This is a genomic window from Shewanella sp. 4_MG-2023, assembly GCF_030548015.1.
GTDB lineage: Bacteria > Pseudomonadota > Gammaproteobacteria > Enterobacterales > Shewanellaceae > Shewanella.
Map to the genome: position 1 here is coordinate 135,774 of NZ_JAUORL010000002.1, position 18,151 is coordinate 153,924.

Below are 18,151 nucleotides of genomic sequence, written 5' to 3' on the forward strand. Positions count from 1 at the left end.
CGGTCACCTAATTAAAATTTAACCTCTAAACCAATATTGCCCTGCCCTTGCCACATGATATCGGCAGAAATATTCCACACACATTCATTGGGGCCGCAGAAAAAGCTATTGTTTGAGTTAACGAATGTAGCGTAGCCTCTTACATCGGCAAATAAGGCCACTTGAGAGGTAATGTCATAGGCTACGCCGCCGCCAAATCCCATTGAAAAACGGGTTTCAGTTGAAAAGTCATTGCTCGGTCGCATGTGCGTGACACCGGCAGTGACGGTAACGTAAGGTTTAACGCGGCCATTGGGGAAAAATAAACTTCCACCGACATGGAAATAATCAACATCAAGATCAGTAAAGACATCCGCACTAAAAGCATTGCTTCTCAAATCAGTTTTTTGCGTGCTATACAGAAAGTAGATATTACCTGGGTCTTTGGTCGTGACTCCTGCCATAAAGCCATAATGCTCAGATTCGGTTATTTTTAGCTTATCTGTTTGCTGACTATTCAGATCGCCAATGTCAAATTCTGTACTGCCAAAACTATAACCGCCAAAAGGAGCAACAAACACCTCAGCTTGAACAGAGGTTGCTAACAACGCCAAACTTACTAGACTCACAGTCGCTTTATATTGCATAGAAAACTCCCATTAACATCACTTCTTAATGATGATTATTGTGTTTACCACCCCTGCGCTTATTTCATTCCTCGAGATGTTTTAACTGTTTCATAAGCAGATTGAATGTCTTGAGCTTTACTTTTTGCCAGCTCCATCATTTCTTGTGGCAAACCTTTAGCGACCAGTTTATCTGGATGATGCTCATTCATGAGTTTTCGATAAGCACGTTTGATTTCTTGGTCGCTGGAAGACTCCTGCTTACCCAATAGTGAATAAGCGTCTTCAAGCTGCATGTGGCTGCCATTAGCCGTTTGATGATGGTGAAACTCTGCCTGCCAACGATTAAGTAGCGCATCCAAATGAGCTTGGCCTAACCCTAACTCTTTGGCTATGGTTGATAAAATCTGCTTTTCTTTGCTATGTAATTCGCCATCAGACAGTGCGGTTTGAATTTGAATTTCAAGAAACATTTGTAATATTTCACGGCGACCTTGGGTCATCACTCGAAATTCGCGCAGGGTTTTGACTAAGTCGAAATTGGCATCGCGTCCATTTCTAAATGCTGTTTGCGCATCACGTCTTGCATCGCCAGTTAACTTCATTTGATCCATCAGCATAGTGGCAATACGAATATCCACATCCGTCACATGGCCAGAAGCTTTGGCAACATGGCCCATAACTGTAAAGGTTGTATTAAAAAACTCAGCTTGACGCTGATGCCCCTTACGCAGCATCTCGGCAAAACCACTGCGTTTATCGTACATATGCCCAAGCCAAAGCCCTAATAGGGCGCCGAAACCTTTACCAAACATGTAGCCGATAATAAAACCGAAAACCTTACCCCAAATACGCATTCATCTTCCTGTTGTTAATTTGTCTTACTGCTGAGCTCATCACAGTCTATGTCGACTGGTTATTTATGGCGCATGTCGTCATGTGCTTACTGCGGCTTGCTTACAATTTACGTTTCTGCCGATATGGTGCCTGTTGCCAAGTAGTTTGTTAACAAGTCTAACCGCTCAATGGTACCTACATCACACCAGTAAGTACTGGTACGACTACCGATAATCTTTTTATCAGCCATTTTGTGACGTAATAATGGCCCTAAGGCTTGCTTACCTGCGCCAATGTCAGCAAACATTTTGGGATGATAAATCCCCATGCCTGAATAGGTTAGCTTATTGGCACCCGCTTGCGCTAATTGCGCTCCAATAATCGCAAAATCACCTTCTGGGTTATGCTGAGGATTATCAACTAACCATAAAAAAGCCTCTAATGCGGGTTCTGCTTTTAATTGTGCCATTGCCTGGGTGATATCAGGCAGTTCATCGATATATATATCGCCATTGATAACCAAAAAAGCTTCGTCACCTAATAGGCTTAGGGCTTGTTTAATACCGCCAGCAGTTTCTAAGGCGTTCTCTTCAGCACTATAGTTAATAGTGAGCCCCCACTGACTGCCATTGCCTAGCGCTTGTACTAATTTATGCCCTAACCAAGCATGGTTGATGACAACTTCTTTGATGCCAGCGGCGGCTAACTTTTCTAAATGGTAAACAATTAGCGGTTTACCCGCTGCTGCAACCAAAGGTTTGGGAAGTGAATCTGTAAGCGGTCGTAATCGCTCACCACGACCCGCAGCCAAAATCATGGCTTTCATATTTTAATGTCCATAAGGTTAAGCTTATCTGTGTATATTAACGGTAGCCGCACGAATATCATTGATCTGTCGCATCTGCAGTGAAATGCGTTAGCACCTTTTGTTGCAACCATTGACCAAAGTCTTGTAGCTCTGGGTATAAAGCGGCAATATCAACGATGTAACTAAGGGTAAGTGGAATATCCTTCAAATAACCGGCTTTGCCATCACGCAAATTCAGCCGTACAAAAATGCCGGCGGCTTTTATGTGGCGCTGCATTCCCATTAAATCAAACCAGCGCTGATATTGGCTAAAGCTTACACCATCATCAATTAATCCATGCTGAATACATAAATTAAAATGACCCATTTGAAGCTGATTAACCACAGCATCTGGCCATCTCACATAACAGTCTCGCAGTAATGACACCGCATCATAGGTAACAGGGCCAATCACCGCATCTTGAAAATCAATTAAGGCTAATTGTTGCTGATTTATGAGAATATTGCGGCAATGAAAGTCACGGTGCATTCCGACACTAGGCTGCTCAATTGCATTGGCGGTTAACACCCCAAAAGCATTCTCGATAATGCCATGCTCATCTTCACTCAGGGTTAATTGCAAATGCTTCAATAACAGCCACTCGGTAAAAATGGCTAACTCTCGCTGCACAAAAGCGGCATCGTATTGCGGTAAATCCCCCTTAATGGTGGACTTAACCTGTGCCACTTGCGGCAATAACCCTAACGCTTGCTGATAAAAATCAATCACAGATTGGTCATTCAGGCGTGTTATGAGTTGCTCATCGCCTAAATCTGACTGCAATACAAAGCCGTTAATATCATCTTGTGCTATAACTTCAGGTACCTTTAATCCTAATTGTGCGTATGCAGCTGCTAGCTCAATAAAGGGCGCTATGGGTACCAGTTCAATAGGCGAATCAGAGACGATATACGTATTTGCTAAATGCTGAACGCGAAAATAACGACGAAAACTGGCATCACCACAAATGAGTGTTGGGGTGATATCTGTGTTGAAATGTTGACTTAACCACTTACTCAGTAAAATAAATCTTGTATCAGATAAACTCATCTCAATGGCTCTTATGTAAAAATTGCTTTATTATAGCCAACATAACATTTGGAAACAGCTAAAGATAAAATGTTAGCTGTGGCTCTTTTTTCAATTCATTTTGTCTAGACTAAGAATTCATAATCAATTATTAACATGCAGATCCGTTATTTCCTGGCATTAAGCCTGTTACCAAACCTAGTCTTGGCACAAGAGTCTCCTGAAATTGAAGAGGCTCAGCTTCAGTGTGCAGTGCAGGCCCCCGTTTCACCGTCAATAAACGACCGTGATAGCATTAGCAATATTTCAGCTGAAGATATTGTCATTATTTCCGATCGCTCTGAAGCAGCCATGGGCGATAAAGCCCATTTTTCTGGTAATGTCAGTTTCAGCCAAGGTAGTCGCCATATCAGTGCTGACGAAGCCATCTTAGATCAAAAAAATGAACAATTAGATGCTAATGGCAATCTGATTTTCAGTGATGAGCAATTTACCGTAACCGCAGATTCATTAAATGCGCAAATGCTGACCAACAGCGCCACCCTTACTGGGGCTAAGTATTGGCTTAATGGCCAACAAATTAACGGCGATGCTCAGCAATTAAAAATTACCGAACAAAACAATTTAGAGCTCAGTAACACCAATTTCACCACCTGCCCCCCTGGCGATAACTCTTGGCGCCTTGAAGCCAAAGAAATACGCATCGACAGCAGTGAAGAATGGGGTGAGATCTGGGATGCTAAATTACGCATAGCCGATGTACCGATTATGTACATCCCCTATATGACCATTCCGGTTTCAGATAAAAGAAAGTCAGGCTTCTTATTTCCCAGTTTTAGCACCAGTACCACCAATGGCGTTGAAGTCAGTGTGCCTTATTATTGGAATATCGCCCCAGAATACGACTTAACCTTTACCCCAACCTATATGTCAGCCCGTGGGTTTTACAGTAAAACAGAATTTCGATACTTAGCCGGTGAACAACAAAATGGTCAATTCAACTTTGAATTCCTCGCTAATGACGACAAGTTAGATAATAGCCCTGACCGTTACCTGTACCATTGGCGCCATCAAGGCGCAATAAATGACAATTGGCGTGTACAAGCTAACTTTACAGATGTCTCAGACAATAACTATTTCAATGATCTCAGTTCTGATGTTAATCGATCAACGGATAATCAGCTTTCACGTATTGGTGAAATTAGCTACTTTGAACGAGATTGGAACCTCGGCATGCGGGTACAAGACATTAAAGTTCTCGGCGAAGAAGAGAGCCCTTATCAGGTTATGCCTCAGCTGAACTTTAACTATCAGACTAATGATTTTTGGAATGGGTTAGATTTTAAATTCAATTCTGAGCTAACCAATTTTCAACATACAGAAAATGAGTATGCCACGGCGACACGTTTTCATATGGAGCCAAGTATAAGCTGGCCGATACAGGGGCCTGCAGGTTCTGTGACCAGTGAAGTTAAATTACTGCAAACCCAATACTGGCAAGACAACAATAACAGCAATGATGAACTGGATGACACGGTTAACCGAACCATTCCTCAAGTGCGAATTCACGGACAAATTAATTTTGAACGTCAGTTAGCCATGCTTGGCAGTAATTACAAACAAACCTTAGAGCCACAATTTCAATATTTATATGTCGGCTACGAAGACCAATCTAATATTGGGGTTTATGATACTGCCCAGTTACAAGAAGATTACTTTGGCTTATTTAGAGACCGCCGCTTTTCTGGTTTAGATAGAATTGCAGACACCAATCAAATAACCTTAGGGGTTACAACGCGCCTCTTTGATGAGTCCAATGTTGAAAAATTTAAATTCAGCATAGGTCAAATTGTGTTTATTGAAGATAGTAAAATAAATAGTTACAACGACATAGAAGCGGACGCATCAACCTCTGTGCTTGCCGCTGAAATCGATGCCAATATGTATCAAGATTGGTTTATTAGTGGTGCTGTGCAATTTGATACTGAAAACGGTGAGAATAAGAAAAGTGAAGTCACCTTAGATTTTAGGCCCAGTAATGACAAATTATTACAGTTTAGCTATCGCTATGTGCCTGATTTGCTTAACACCAACACTAATGACAGAGTGAACATATCTCAAATAGGCATGCGCACCTCATGGCCAATAAGTGATGATTTATATTTTGTCGGTAACTTTTATTACGACTTAAATGAATCAAGAAATATTGAAACCTATACCGGTGTCCAATACGAATCTTGCTGCTGGGCATTGCGCTTAAGTTACCATTACCGCATTAAAACTAATTACGATGATGATTTAAATCCAAGTTTAGATACCCGAGAAGAGTTTGAAAGTGGTGTATACCTTAACTTTATCATTAAAGGCTTAGGTGGTTCTGGCCCCCTAGGTGTCGAAGACATGCTTGATGACGGATTATTTAACTATCGTAAACCACTTTACTTGAGGAATTAGCCATCATTTGTGGTAGATTGCTGAACCTACTGGAAAACAAACAGTCCTAATAAAAGATAACAACACTGTATGTGGTATATATTCCACTGCAATTAAAACTAAAAGTGCCAAGGATTTCGTGGATGAAACACTGTAAGAAAATGATTTTTGCTTTATTTACTTTGGCAATGAGCCAAGTAACCATCGCGGCGCCAGTTCCCCTCGACCGCGTATCAGTACAAATTAATGAGGGTATTATTCTTGAAAGTGAAATCACTCATATGGTGGCGTCGGTAAAAGCCAATGCGCTAAAAGCAGGCCAAGGCTTACCGTCAGATAATGCACTTCGCACTCAAGTTATTGAACGTTTAATTTTGACTCACTTGCAATTACAAATGGCAGAACGTATTGGTCTATCTATTGGTGACCTACAGCTTGATCAAACCATTGAGAATATTGCTAAAGAGCAAAAGCTAACGGTTTCTCAAATGCAACAACAAATTGAAAGCGAAGGCATGAGCTATGCGCAATACCGTGAGCAATTACGTGAAGAAATCACCCTAGGTGAAATCCAACGTATTCAAGTTCAGCGTCGTATTCAAGTCTCACCTCAAGAGATCAGTAACTTAGTTAAAATGATCCAAGAGCAAGGTTTAAAAGATGTCGAGTTCCAAGTTGGACATATCTTAATTGAAGTGCCAAATAACCCAAGCAGTGAACAACTAGAAGCATCGAGCAAACGGGCGAATATCGTATTAGACCGCTTAAATGAAGGTGAAGATTTTCGCCGTACAGCTATCGCATCTTCATCAGGGCCTAAAGCGCTTGAAGGTGGTATCTGGGATTACATGAGCGTGAACGAAATGCCAACCTTGTTTGCTGAGGTAGTAACTGACGCTAAAACTGGTGATGTCATTGGCCCAATTAAAAGTGCCTCAGGTTTCCATATTATTAAAATCATGGACGCTCGCGGCCTGCAAACCAAAGAAATCAATGAAGTAAGATCACGACATATTCTGCTGAAACCATCACCGATCCTTTCAGAAGATCGTGCTAAAGCAATGCTAGAAAGCTTTTTAGCTCAAGTTCGTTCAGGCGAAGCTGATTTTGCAGCACTTGCCCGCCAATACTCTGAAGATCCAGGTTCTGGGGCAAAAGGTGGTGAATTAGGCTGGGCAGAACCGACTGTATATGTACCTGAGTTTGCTCAAACATTATCAAGCTTAGAAATTAATGAGTATAGTGAACCCTTTAGAACAACCCATGGATGGCACATCGTTCAACTTGAAGAAAAACGTAAAACTGATGCTACTGCTCAGTTTAATAGCAATCGTGCTCACCAGTTGATTTATCGTCGTAAGTTCAATGAAGAGCTACAAAACTGGTTAGATGAAATGCGTTCAGAAGCCTATATTGAAGTTTTTGAACCTGAGAGTACTCGAGGTTAAGCTAACTTAATGACAATACGTATTGCGATTACGCCGGGTGAACCGGCGAGTATCGGCCCAGATCTTGTTATTAAACTTGCTCAGCAGCCATGGCCTGCTGAGTTAGTTGTTTGCGCCGACCCAGAATTATTAACTAGCCGAGCAAAAATGCTTGGCTTGCCGCTGACATTAAGACCTTACCAGCCAACGTTACCTGCTAAGGCTCAGGAAGCTGGCACCTTAACCATTGCGCCATTTACTCTTGCTGCAGAAGTTGAATGCGGCAAATTAAATGAGCTTAACAGTGAATATGTGGTCGACACCTTGCGTTATGCGGGTGAGAAAAACATGACCAATGAATTTGAAGCTGTGGTAACGGGCCCTGTTCATAAAGGCATTATTAATCAAGCGGGTATACCTTTTAGCGGCCATACTGAATTTTTTGCATTACAAGCAAATTGCCAAGATGTGGTAATGATGCTGGCAGCGCCAGGTCTGCAGGTGGCGTTAATGACCACCCACATTCCACTGGCTTATGTTGCAAAAGCCATTACACGCGAGCGTTTACATCATATAATACAAATCTTGCACAGTGAGTTAGTGCAAAAGTTTGGCATTACTTCACCTAAAATATTCGTCTGCGGCCTTAATCCGCATGCTGGTGAAGATGGACACTTAGGCCGAGAAGAGATCGATATCATGATCCCTGCTCTGAATGAACTTAGAGAGCAAGGTATTGATATTGTAGGTCCATTACCTGCAGATACTTTATTCCAGCCTAAATACTTACAAGAAGCAGATGTGGTTCTTGCTATGTATCACGACCAAGGACTTCCAGTACTTAAATCTTTAGGTTTTGGAAAATCGGTTAACATTACCTTAGGTCTTCCGTATATCAGAACCTCTGTCGATCATGGCACAGCTTTAGAGCTAGCCGGAACCGGTGAAGCTGATAGTGGTAGTTTTACCTGTGCATTAAATAAAGCCATTGAATTGGCCTCAAAAGTAAGTAGTTAAATTTTAATGAGCAATAAAGTACATTTAGGCCACACGGCCAGAAAACGTTTTGGGCAAAACTTTTTAACTGATGAAAGTGTGATCAGTCGGATCGTGGGCGCCATCTCGCCAGATAATGACCATGTTATGGTTGAAATTGGCCCAGGCCTTGGCGCATTAACTGAACCTGTTGCTGAATCAGTTGATTGCTTAACTGTAGTCGAATTAGATAGAGACTTAGTCGAGCGTTTAGAAAACCACCCAGTATTAAAGCATAAGCTTAATATCAATCAGGGTGATGCACTGAACTTCGACTTTAGCCAGTTGCAACAAGACGGCAAAAAGATGAAAGTATTTGGTAATTTACCGTACAACATCTCAACGCCGTTAATGTTTCACTTATTTGAGTTCGCTGAAATAATTGAAACCATGCACTTTATGCTACAAAAAGAAGTGGTTTTGCGCCTTTCTGCAAGTCCAGGCACTAAAGCTTACGGCCGCCTAACTGTGATGGCGCAGTACTACTGTAAAGTGGTACCTGTACTTGAAGTGCCGCCACAAAGCTTTACTCCGGCGCCAAAGGTCGACTCTGCAGTGGTACGTTTGTTGCCATACGATGTAAAACCATTCCCGTGTAAAGATGTCACCGTTTTACGTCATCTATGTACCACAGCCTTTAATATGCGCCGTAAAACACTACGGAATAACTTAAAGCACATGATAACAGATGATGAGTTCAGCGCGCTGAACATTGATTCGACTCTTCGACCGGAGCAAATAACTGTCGAGCAGTATGTGGCACTTGCAAATTTAGTTTGCGATAAAAATCTATAATTCTAAGGGCACTTTTCATTGAAAGTGCCCTTTCGTTTTTAGGAAGTTTAATGTCCTCTGTAGCCCCCAAAATTAAAATAAAAGTTGAGACTAACTATTTAGAAGAGCAGTCATCAGCAGCAGAATCAAAATATTTATTCAGTTATACCATTACCATCATTAATCTGAGCGACATTGTAGTGACACTCAAAGATCGCCACTGGATTATTACTGACTCAAACGGTGAAAAAAGTGAAGTGCGAGGCCCTGGCGTGGTCGGAGAAACACCGACTATCGAGCCTAATACAGCTTACCAATACTCAAGTGGCACAGTATTAGAAACACCCGTTGGCTTTATGGAAGGCTCATACGGCATGAGCAGCGCCCAAGGTGAAGCTTTTAAAGCTGTAATCCCAACATTTAGATTAGCCGTCCCAGGGATTTTACAATAATCCTATGGCACATTATTTTGTTGGCGATATACAAGGCTGTTTTGAAGAATTACAACTGATCCTCGCTAAAGTGGACTTTAACCCTTCAAAGGATGAACTATGGGCTGTCGGCGATTTAGTCGCCAGAGGTAATGGCTCCTTACAAACTTTACGCTATTTAAAATCATTAGAGGCCAGTGCCAAAATAACTTTGGGTAATCACGACTTGCATCTATTAGCCCTTAACGGCAACATTAAAAGACCCAACCCCAAAGATAAGCTTGCTGAATTGCTAAGCGCTGATGATTTACCCGACTTAATTACTTGGATAAGAAAGCAACCCTTGGTGCAGACACTGCCCTCCCACAATATCATCATGAGCCATGCAGGCATTCCACCGCAGTGGGACTTAGCGACCTTACTCACAGAAGCTAATGCGGTGAGCCAAGCATTACAGCAAGATGATTATATCGATTCACTAATTGCAAAAATGTACACCGATGATGCAGAGCGCTGGGACATTACAGCCATAGGCTTGCCAAGACTGCGATATTGCATCAATGCCCTAACGCGAATGCGCTATTTGTTTGCTGATGGCAGTTTAGACTTTAAATGTAAATCCCCCATTCAAGACAAACCACCACAACTCACGCCTTGGTTCGAATTCAACTCCCCGTTAAAACAAAGCCACACTTTGGTATTTGGTCATTGGGCGGCGTTAATGGGCGTGGTTAACCAACCTAATATGCAAGCACTGGATACAGGATGTTGCTGGGGAGAGCATTTAACCCTATGGCATTTAGAAACCAACGAAAAAATACAACAGCACAAAATAAAATCATAAATAAATAATTAAACTTTCCAGTAACAAAGCCGATACAGTTATTGGATCTCCAATGATCATACAGCCCTGAGTGATCAAAGAGATAAATTCGGGATAAAATAATAACAGCCGGAGTATGCTATGAAAATTAATGTTGCCACCAGAGTGATTGGCGGTTTTACCGTTGTGACTCTCCTTTTGATAGTTTTAGGTGGCGTGTCTTTGCTCACCAACAATAGCATCAAGGACAGTACTAGCACCTTACAACAAGTTAGTTTGCCTGCCCTTACTGCTACCGGTGAATTAACGCAAAACTTAAGCGCCCAGCAAATTCACATTCTATTCGGTTACTACACTGATCAATCAGCTCAAATTCCAGCAGTCAAAAAAAATATAAACACTGAATCAGTGGAATTTAACAAAAAACTCAATAACTTGACTGGGTTAATTTCTGGTAGACAAGAGTTTTCCAGTAACCTTTCTCAGCTTAAAAACAGCTACCATAATTTTGAAAAAAATAGCGCTTTAATGCTAATAGAGCATGAAAATGCATTATTAAAACATGAACAACTATTACAACTTCGAGATAATTTAGAAGACAGCGCAGATGATGCATCATCGATTTTATTAGACCTGATAGATCTAGAGTTGAGTGAAGATACCACTAAACAAAGTATTGCAGCTGCAGCGGGAGTCGTTGATAGTAATTTCATCAATATTATTACCACCATTTATGATTTAGTTGCCGCTAAAGAAAACGCTAAATATGAAGTAATAGTGAATGAGCTAGAGTACATGCTCAACGATACCCGCACAAAGATTGAGCATATCAATTTACAAGGCCGCGGTATTATTAGCGATAGCACTCTTAATGATTTAAACGTAGAAAGTGATGCTGTATTTGCCCTAGTGACAGGTAATAACTCCATAGTTACCTTGAAAGGCCAGCAACTAAAGCATGATCAAACCGCTGCCGAAATGTTAGCTGCAACCGATAAAGACCGTTTAGACGTTAATGCTAGAATGAACGAGCTAGCTAATAAAATTGAAAACTTCACAGCTAAAATAAGTGACGATGCAATTAAAAATATCGATTCGGCTACTATCCAAACAATGCTGGTAGTTATTCTGGCCATTGTGGTGGCAATTATCGTCAGTTACGCCGTAGTGAAACCATTAACTCGCTCATTAGAAAAAGTAAACCAGGCGCTAAATATTCTTGCCTCTGGAGATTTAACTCATAAATTAGATGATTCAGGCCATGACGAGTTCGCGCTACTAGCTAAAAACTGTAACAGCTTAGTGGATAGTTTAAGTGACTTAATCGTCGGCATTTTAGACCGCTCGAATCAGTTGGCTGCTGCAGCAGAAGAAACGTCAGCAATAACCACCCAAACTACATCTGGTATTCAAGAGCAAAAAAATCAAGTGGATCAAGTGGCCACTGCAACTACTGAGCTAAGCTCTAGCGCCCAACAAGTTTCAATGAGCGCCGATCAAGCCCTTGAACAAATTAAGCAAGCCGATCAAGAAACTCAGCATATGCGCACACTTGCTGAAGAGAATAAAGTCACTATTCTTGCCTTAGCAGAAGAAGTCGCTAAAGCGGGCGTGGTGATCAATAAGGTCCATACTGATAGCGCATCAATCGGCTCTATTCTTGATGTAATTCGTGGTATTGCAGAGCAAACTAACTTACTGGCATTAAACGCTGCGATTGAAGCTGCCCGCGCGGGTGAGCAAGGCCGTGGTTTTGCTGTTGTCGCCGATGAAGTGCGCAGTCTTGCTTCTAGAACCCAAGAATCGACTAGCGAAATTCAGCAAATGATTGAAGTGTTACAACAAGGTGCACAACAAGCAGTGACGGTCATGGAATTAGGCCGCACACAAGCAACCAGCTGTGTCGATAAAACAGAACAAGCTAACTTGGCCTTAGAAACCATTAGTCAGTCAGTACATAAAGCTTACGACTCTGGTAATCACATTGCCCAAGCCGCTCAAGAGCAAAACTTGGTCAGTCAGCAAGTCTCTGAAATGCTAGAGCACATTGCTGCTATTTCAGAAGAAACCGCCATAGGCGCAGATCAAACAGCACAATCAAGTCAGCAAGTAGCAATGCTGTCTGAAGAGCTACAAAGCTCTGTGAAGGAATTTAAAGTTTAACGACTCACAGTATCTAAATGTAGAAAAGGCTCTTTAGAGCCTTTTTTATTGCCTTTAAAGCCTAATAGCGCCATGACTTAGCAATGATTTGCGGCAATAAAAACCATAAGCAACAAAAAACCGCCCTAAGGCGGTTTTGGCAGTCAAAGCTATCAACTTTATTTATGCATAAGATTATATTTGATAATTCACAATTGCTATCACCAAATTAATCAATGCGCTTTACTCACCACTATTAATGCGATCTTGAACTGCAGCAGTAATAGCACTACCACTATGGCCATTGCTATTAGCCCAATCAAGAATGCTTTTCCCGTCGGCTTCTGGTGAACTTAAATCACCAGCAGGAAGACGTTTAGCGATGTACTCACCCACTTCAAATGAATTTGCATTATAAGCGGTTCTTAATAAGCTTGCGCCATCACAAGAAACACCGGTATAGATATTACGTAATTTAACACGACTTTCTTTGAGTTTTTTACGTAGTCGATTTTTATCATTCGATTTAACGTAATCACAAATACTTGCCACAAGTTGATCGGTATCAGCGACTGCTGGGGTTGAAACTGAAGATGCTGCAATTAGGACGGCGACGGCCACAGGCATTAAACGCATCCGATACTCCTTTGTAGGTATTATTATTTTCAGCTTACCATCAAGGGTAAACCTCTATTCAGGGTAAAACAGCTTGTAATTTAACATTTTTTCACAAAAGTGTTAAAGCTATATTGCAATTGTGCTGCATTAACCTGATTAACCTTATCTTGTAACGTCCAGCTATCATCATCCCACTCGGGGAAAAAAGTATCGCCATCAACAGTTAGCTCAATGAAGGTTAGATATAATATATCGGCCAGCGGTAAAATTTCTTTATAGAGCTGCCCACCACCAATGACAACTAATTCATCACAATCTGTAACAAGTTGTTTAGCTTGCTCAAATGAACTCACACATGAAACGCCTTCAATGTGATAATCTGCTTGGCGGCTGATGACAATATTATGTCTACCTGGAAGCGGTCTACCAATAGATTCAAAGGTTTTACGCCCCATCACCACAGGCTTACCTAAGGTCATCGCCTTAAAATGCTTTAAATCTTCAGGTAAGTGCCAAGGCATTTTATTATCTTTACCAATGACACGATTATTGGCCATGGCGGCTATCATTGCGATGCGCATATAAAAATCCTTATTTGATGCTAAAACGGGGGTTAAATAATAGGTCTGGTTCGATAATACACTAATGAGGGCATTGCTAAGCCGACTGATAATGCCCCAAGAATGAATACGGTTTTCAGGCCATTAAGAATGACTATCGAAGTTAAATCACTGCTGACTTGCTCTTGAACACTCAGTTGTACCAAAGCTATCAAGGTATTGTATGCATAGGTACCCGGTACCATGGGTATGATAGCTGCAACAGCATACATTAGCGGCGGCGCGAGGTGACGCTTAGCAAAGCGTATCGTAATAATACCAACGATGGCTGCAGCTGCAAATGTCGCCCACTCTATGGGCATATCAAAATGCATAAGTAGGCTTCTTGAACTATGCCCTATGGCGCCAGCTACCGCACAAAAAGGTAAGTATCGCTTCGGGACATTAAACAACATCGCAAAGCCTAGCGCTGGTATTGCTGAAAAAAGTCCATCATGCAGCAATTCTAAAATAAGATTCATATAAACAAAATCCCACCCAATGCCATTGAAAGTGTAATCCCAATGACAGTAGCCAGTGTTAAGAGTGTCGCGTGGCCCCAGCGAGATATACCCACATTCATATGGCCTTTAACCATATCTGATATCGCATTAATTAACGGAAAACCGGGCACTAACATCAGCACACTGGCAGCCATTGGGGTTTTAGGGGTTGAGGTTAAATCAGTGATGAAGCCGATTTGGGCAATGATTGTGGTGATAAAAGCGGTAATGGCAAAGATAATGAGTGCATTAAAGTGCTTTTTGACTAATGATAATCGCACTGACATACCAATAGCTGAAGCACAGAATGTAATAAGACACGCGGTAATATCACCACCAAACAAGTGACAAAAACTCGCACAAGATAGCCCAATCATCGGGATCAAATATTTTGCCGGATAACTCTTAGGCTCAATGATCTCTAAGCGGCGTTTAACTTGTTTGGCATTGCACACTCCGCGCTCTGCCAAGAGGCAAATGCGTTGTACTTCACACACCACCTTCATATTGATGCCATGCTCTCGAATGCGTCGGGTTGTAGTTATACAGCGGCCATGGACTAAACTGGTCAGTACAAGGGAGTTGGAGGAAATTGAAAGTTCAACGCTGGCAAGACCCAGCGCTTTACCTAAGCGCTGACTGATCTCTTCAACAAGATCAGACTCAGCGCCATAGGCTAGAAGTAATTGTGCACTTCGTACAACAAGACGAGTGATATCATTTTGAGTTTCTGCGTACACTTGTCTCTCGACTATTAACGTTGGTAAATGATTTCCACATCGTAGTCATCGTCATCGAAGTCATCATCAAAGTCGTCGTCGTAATTTTCATTTACCGATTCAACGCTAGCTTCATGGTAGTTATCCCATTTAAACTCAACTTCATCATCTGGGCTAGTGCCTTCATCTTCAGGAGGAAGTGAATTGATGAAATCTAATAGTTTTAAGCTAATGTCTTTAGTGTTCGTTCGGTTGAATGCTGACATAGTGTAAATGTCACCCTTCCAATCCATTTCCTTAACAATGCGATCCATTCTTTCTGCAAGTTCATCTTCATGCAATAAATCGATTTTGTTAAAGACTAACCAACGTGGCTTAGCTGCAAGCTTTGGTGAATACTTTTCAAGTTCAGCCACAATTGAACGCGCAGATTCAACCGGATCACTGCCATCAATAGGATCGATATCGATGATGTGTAATAACACACGACAACGTTCCAAATGCTTCAAGAAACGAATACCAAGACCAGCACCATCTGAGGCACCTTCAATCAAGCCAGGAATATCGGCGATAACGAAGTTTTGCCCAGGTCGTGGACTTACCACACCAAGGTTTGGTACTAGTGTCGTAAACGGATAATCAGCAACTTTTGGTGTTGCACGAGATACCGCACGAATAAAGGTTGATTTACCTGCATTTGGTAAGCCCAATAGGCCGACATCAGCAAGTAACAATAATTCCAGTTTTAAGAAACGTACTTCACCAGGCGTACCTAATGTTTTCTGTCTCGGCGCACGGTTGGTACTGCTTTTAAAGCGCGTATTACCTAAACCGTGGAAACCACCTTTAGCCACAAGTAACTTTTGGCCATGGGTAGTCAAATCACCTAATAATTCTTCAGTATCGAAATCAACAGCACGCGTACCCACAGGTACTTTAAGCATTAAATCTTCACCGCCATGACCGGTACAATCACGGCCACGTCCATTTTTACCACGCTCAGCAATATGCGAGCTGACAAAACGGAAATCAATAAGCGTGTTCATGTTTTCATCTGCGACTAAAAATACACTACCACCATCACCGCCGTCACCACCATCAGGGCCGCCGTCTGGCACATATTTTTCACGTCTGAAGCTAACGCAGCCACTGCCACCGTCACCCGCTTCAACTCTGATTTTAGCCTCATCAATAAACTTCATACATACTCCTGACACCACTTAATGTGTCAATTATAACCTCAAAAGATTGAGATGTGCAGGGAAGCGTAGAAGATACAATCACCATAAATCGCTTACTGCAAAATAAATAATCAACGATGCAAAACATCGCAAATACCGCACGTAAATTTAATCCACTAATTTTTAATAAACTAAAGTCTAGCTAACTAAATCAACAATGAAGTAAAAAAACACAAAAGCCCCGCCAGAAGGCGGGGCTTTCAAAGACTGATTAGAGTCTAGATTAAGCTTCGATGCTAATAAACTTACGGTTATTAGGACCTTTTACTTGAAACTTAACTTTACCGTCTGTTAATGCAAACAAAGTATGGTCACGACCAATACCTACGTTTACACCAGCGTGGAATTTAGTACCACGTTGACGAACGATGATGTTACCAGCTACAACTGATTCACCACCAAAACGCTTAACACCAAGACGTTTACTTTCCGAATCGCGGCCGTTACGAGTAGAACCGCCAGCTTTTTTATGTGCCATGAGTTAGACTCCTAAATTATGCGCTGATCGCTGTGATTTTAACTTCAGTGAACCATTGACGATGGCCCATTTTCTTTTCGTGATGCTTACGACGATTGAACTTTTGAATAGTTACTTTCTCACCGCGACCGTGGCTAACCACTTCAGCAACAACTTTACCAGTTGCAACTAGAGGTGCACCAACGTGAACGTTCTCACCATCAGCAACCAATAATACTTGATCAAACTCTACAGTTTCACCAGTAGCAACTTCAATTTTTTCTAAACGAACTGTATGACCTTCAGCAACACGATGTTGCTTTCCGCCACTTTGAAAAACAGCGTACATAGCTATTTCACTCCAAATGGACTAACACTCCGGTTCATTGTTATGTTGATACCGGGTGCTAAAAACTTTTAATGACAATGGGCGCGGATTCTACGGCAAGATTTGCATTCTGGCAAGCGTTAAATTTGAATCAATAAAAAAAGCTCGGCTTAACTCCCACTATCTAAGAACAAAAGCTGCCTAAAGCATGAAAATTCGGTAAAATTTGTTAATATACAATTTGAACCTTATATAGTGGGCAATATAATTTTGTCCGGTAGCCTAATAACTAGAGACCATTATGGATTTAAACGCCATTCGTCAACTAGCTGATAACGACATGCAAGCCGTAAATCAGTTAATTTACAAACAACTTGAGTCTGATGTTGCATTAATAAACCAACTCGGTTTTTACATTATCAATGGCGGTGGTAAACGACTACGTCCATTGCTTTCAGTTTTAGCCGCTCGTGCTATCGACTATAAAGGTGAAGAACACCTAAAGTTAGCTGCCATTATAGAGTTTATTCATACGGCATCACTACTACATGATGATGTTGTTGATGAATCAACCTTACGACGTGGCCGTAAAACCGCTAATGCCCTTTTTGGCAATAGCGCTAGCGTGCTTGTTGGTGACTTCTTATACACTCGCTCATTCCAGATGATGACTGAGTTAGATAGCATGAAAGTACTGCGCGTACTGGCTGACACCACTAACATTCTTGCCGAAGGCGAGGTTTTACAATTAATGAATTGTAATGACCCTGAAACCACCGAAGAGAATTATATGCGAGTGATTTACTGCAAAACAGCTAAATTATTCGAAGCCGCGACCTTACTCACAGGTGTTATTGCAGATGTGAGCAAAGAGCAACAACACGCATTAGGTGAATACGGTAAATTTTTAGGTACCGCATTCCAACTAACCGATGACTTGCTTGATTACACTGCAGATGCTGATGAGCTAGGTAAAAATATTGGTGACGACTTAGCCGAAGGGAAACCTACCTTACCGCTAATCTATGCCATGGCACACGGTAATGATGAAGCTAAAGCGCTGATCAAAGACGCAATTGAAAATGGAGATGGCACCAAAGCTATCGACGAAATCGTCGCAGCCTTAAAAGATTCAGGTGCATTAGAGTACACCAAGCAAAAAGCCGATGAAGAAGCGGATAAAGCCATTGCGGCATTAGCGCCAATTGCTGATAGCGAATACAAAACCGCGCTTATCTCATTAGCTAAGATTTCAGTTCAGCGTAATAACTAAAAACCACTAAACTAAGCTGTTACTGAATA

At 41.6% G+C, this 18,151-nt stretch carries 19 protein-coding genes; 8 read left to right on the top strand and 11 right to left on the bottom strand.

Annotation, left to right across the window (positions count from 1 at the left end; translation table 11 throughout):
- Nucleotides 1–11: 11 nt before the first annotated feature.
- The 4 genes from Q4546_RS01585 to Q4546_RS01600 form a co-directional block, all read right to left on the bottom strand.
- Entirely contained in the window at nt 12–626 is a 615-nt protein-coding gene (locus Q4546_RS01585; RefSeq protein WP_102475563.1) for an outer membrane beta-barrel protein, read from the bottom strand.
- Between the two features lie 59 nt (nt 627–685).
- Entirely contained in the window at nt 686–1,462 is a 777-nt protein-coding gene (gene djlA / locus Q4546_RS01590; protein WP_303445557.1) for a co-chaperone DjlA, read from the bottom strand.
- Between the two features lie 107 nt (nt 1,463–1,569).
- Complete coding sequence (gene murU / locus Q4546_RS01595; RefSeq protein ID WP_102475564.1) at nt 1,570–2,268, bottom strand: N-acetylmuramate alpha-1-phosphate uridylyltransferase MurU; 699 nt, start codon at nt 2,266–2,268, stop codon at nt 1,570–1,572.
- A 58-nt stretch (nt 2,269–2,326) separates the two neighbouring features.
- Entirely contained in the window at nt 2,327–3,340 is a 1,014-nt protein-coding gene (locus Q4546_RS01600; protein ID WP_303445558.1) for an aminoglycoside phosphotransferase family protein, read from the bottom strand.
- A 135-nt stretch (nt 3,341–3,475) separates the two neighbouring features.
- Between Q4546_RS01600 and lptD the strand changes: the two genes are divergently transcribed.
- The 7 genes from lptD (at nt 3,476) to Q4546_RS01635 (ending at nt 12,405) form a co-directional block, all read left to right on the top strand.
- Nucleotides 3,476–5,773 (top strand): LPS assembly protein LptD, encoded by a 2,298-nt coding sequence (gene lptD / locus Q4546_RS01605; protein WP_303445559.1) that lies wholly within the window; start codon nt 3,476–3,478, stop codon nt 5,771–5,773.
- Between the two features lie 122 nt (nt 5,774–5,895).
- On the top strand, nt 5,896–7,200 hold the full coding sequence (gene surA, locus Q4546_RS01610; protein ID WP_102438850.1) for a peptidylprolyl isomerase SurA: 1,305 nt from the start codon (nt 5,896–5,898) through the stop codon (nt 7,198–7,200).
- Between the two features lie 9 nt (nt 7,201–7,209).
- Complete coding sequence (gene pdxA / locus Q4546_RS01615) at nt 7,210–8,196, top strand: 4-hydroxythreonine-4-phosphate dehydrogenase PdxA (protein ID WP_102438852.1); 987 nt, start codon at nt 7,210–7,212, stop codon at nt 8,194–8,196.
- A 6-nt stretch (nt 8,197–8,202) separates the two neighbouring features.
- Nucleotides 8,203–9,009, top strand: a complete 807-nt coding sequence (rsmA, locus tag Q4546_RS01620) for a 16S rRNA (adenine(1518)-N(6)/adenine(1519)-N(6))-dimethyltransferase RsmA (RefSeq protein WP_076541204.1) — start codon at nt 8,203–8,205, stop codon at nt 9,007–9,009.
- A gap of 50 nt (nt 9,010–9,059) precedes the next feature.
- On the top strand, nt 9,060–9,440 hold the full coding sequence (apaG, locus tag Q4546_RS01625) for a Co2+/Mg2+ efflux protein ApaG (protein WP_303445560.1): 381 nt from the start codon (nt 9,060–9,062) through the stop codon (nt 9,438–9,440).
- Nucleotides 9,441–9,444: 4 nt separating this feature from the next.
- Nucleotides 9,445–10,263 (top strand): symmetrical bis(5'-nucleosyl)-tetraphosphatase, encoded by an 819-nt coding sequence (locus tag Q4546_RS01630; protein ID WP_303445561.1) that lies wholly within the window; start codon nt 9,445–9,447, stop codon nt 10,261–10,263.
- A 120-nt stretch (nt 10,264–10,383) separates the two neighbouring features.
- The gene (locus Q4546_RS01635) at nt 10,384–12,405 is read left to right on the top strand and encodes a methyl-accepting chemotaxis protein (protein ID WP_102438857.1); all 2,022 of its coding nucleotides are present in this window, start codon (nt 10,384–10,386) and stop codon (nt 12,403–12,405) included.
- A 222-nt stretch (nt 12,406–12,627) separates the two neighbouring features.
- Here the strand turns inward: Q4546_RS01635 and Q4546_RS01640 are convergent, their stop codons facing one another.
- From Q4546_RS01640 to rplU, 7 genes are all read right to left on the bottom strand, one after another.
- Nucleotides 12,628–13,020: a DUF3718 domain-containing protein gene (locus Q4546_RS01640; protein WP_102438859.1), complete on the bottom strand. Its 393-nt coding sequence runs from the start codon at nt 13,018–13,020 to the stop codon at nt 12,628–12,630.
- Between the two features lie 80 nt (nt 13,021–13,100).
- Nucleotides 13,101–13,583, bottom strand: coding sequence for a type 3 dihydrofolate reductase (gene folA, locus Q4546_RS01645; RefSeq protein ID WP_102475568.1), 483 nt, complete (start codon nt 13,581–13,583; stop codon nt 13,101–13,103).
- 32 nt (nt 13,584–13,615) lie between these two features.
- Nucleotides 13,616–14,083: a threonine/serine exporter family protein gene (locus tag Q4546_RS01650; RefSeq protein WP_102438863.1), complete on the bottom strand. Its 468-nt coding sequence runs from the start codon at nt 14,081–14,083 to the stop codon at nt 13,616–13,618.
- Entirely contained in the window at nt 14,080–14,844 is a 765-nt protein-coding gene (locus Q4546_RS01655) for a threonine/serine exporter ThrE family protein (protein WP_102438865.1), read from the bottom strand. Before Q4546_RS01655 ends, Q4546_RS01650 begins: the two co-directional genes overlap by 4 nt.
- Nucleotides 14,845–14,858: 14 nt before the next feature.
- A complete protein-coding gene (gene cgtA, locus Q4546_RS01660) occupies nt 14,859–16,025 on the bottom strand; it encodes an Obg family GTPase CgtA (protein WP_076541219.1) in 1,167 nt (388 codons plus the stop codon).
- Nucleotides 16,026–16,287: 262 nt separating this feature from the next.
- Complete coding sequence (gene rpmA / locus Q4546_RS01665; protein WP_055024328.1) at nt 16,288–16,542, bottom strand: 50S ribosomal protein L27; 255 nt, start codon at nt 16,540–16,542, stop codon at nt 16,288–16,290.
- Between the two features lie 16 nt (nt 16,543–16,558).
- A complete protein-coding gene (gene rplU, locus Q4546_RS01670; protein ID WP_076541221.1) occupies nt 16,559–16,870 on the bottom strand; it encodes a 50S ribosomal protein L21 in 312 nt (103 codons plus the stop codon).
- A 280-nt stretch (nt 16,871–17,150) separates the two neighbouring features.
- Here rplU and ispB point away from each other — a divergent pair, with 280 nt between their 5' ends.
- On the top strand, nt 17,151–18,122 hold the full coding sequence (ispB, locus tag Q4546_RS01675; protein WP_102438869.1) for an octaprenyl diphosphate synthase: 972 nt from the start codon (nt 17,151–17,153) through the stop codon (nt 18,120–18,122).
- The last annotated feature ends 29 nt before the right edge of the window (nt 18,123–18,151 follow it).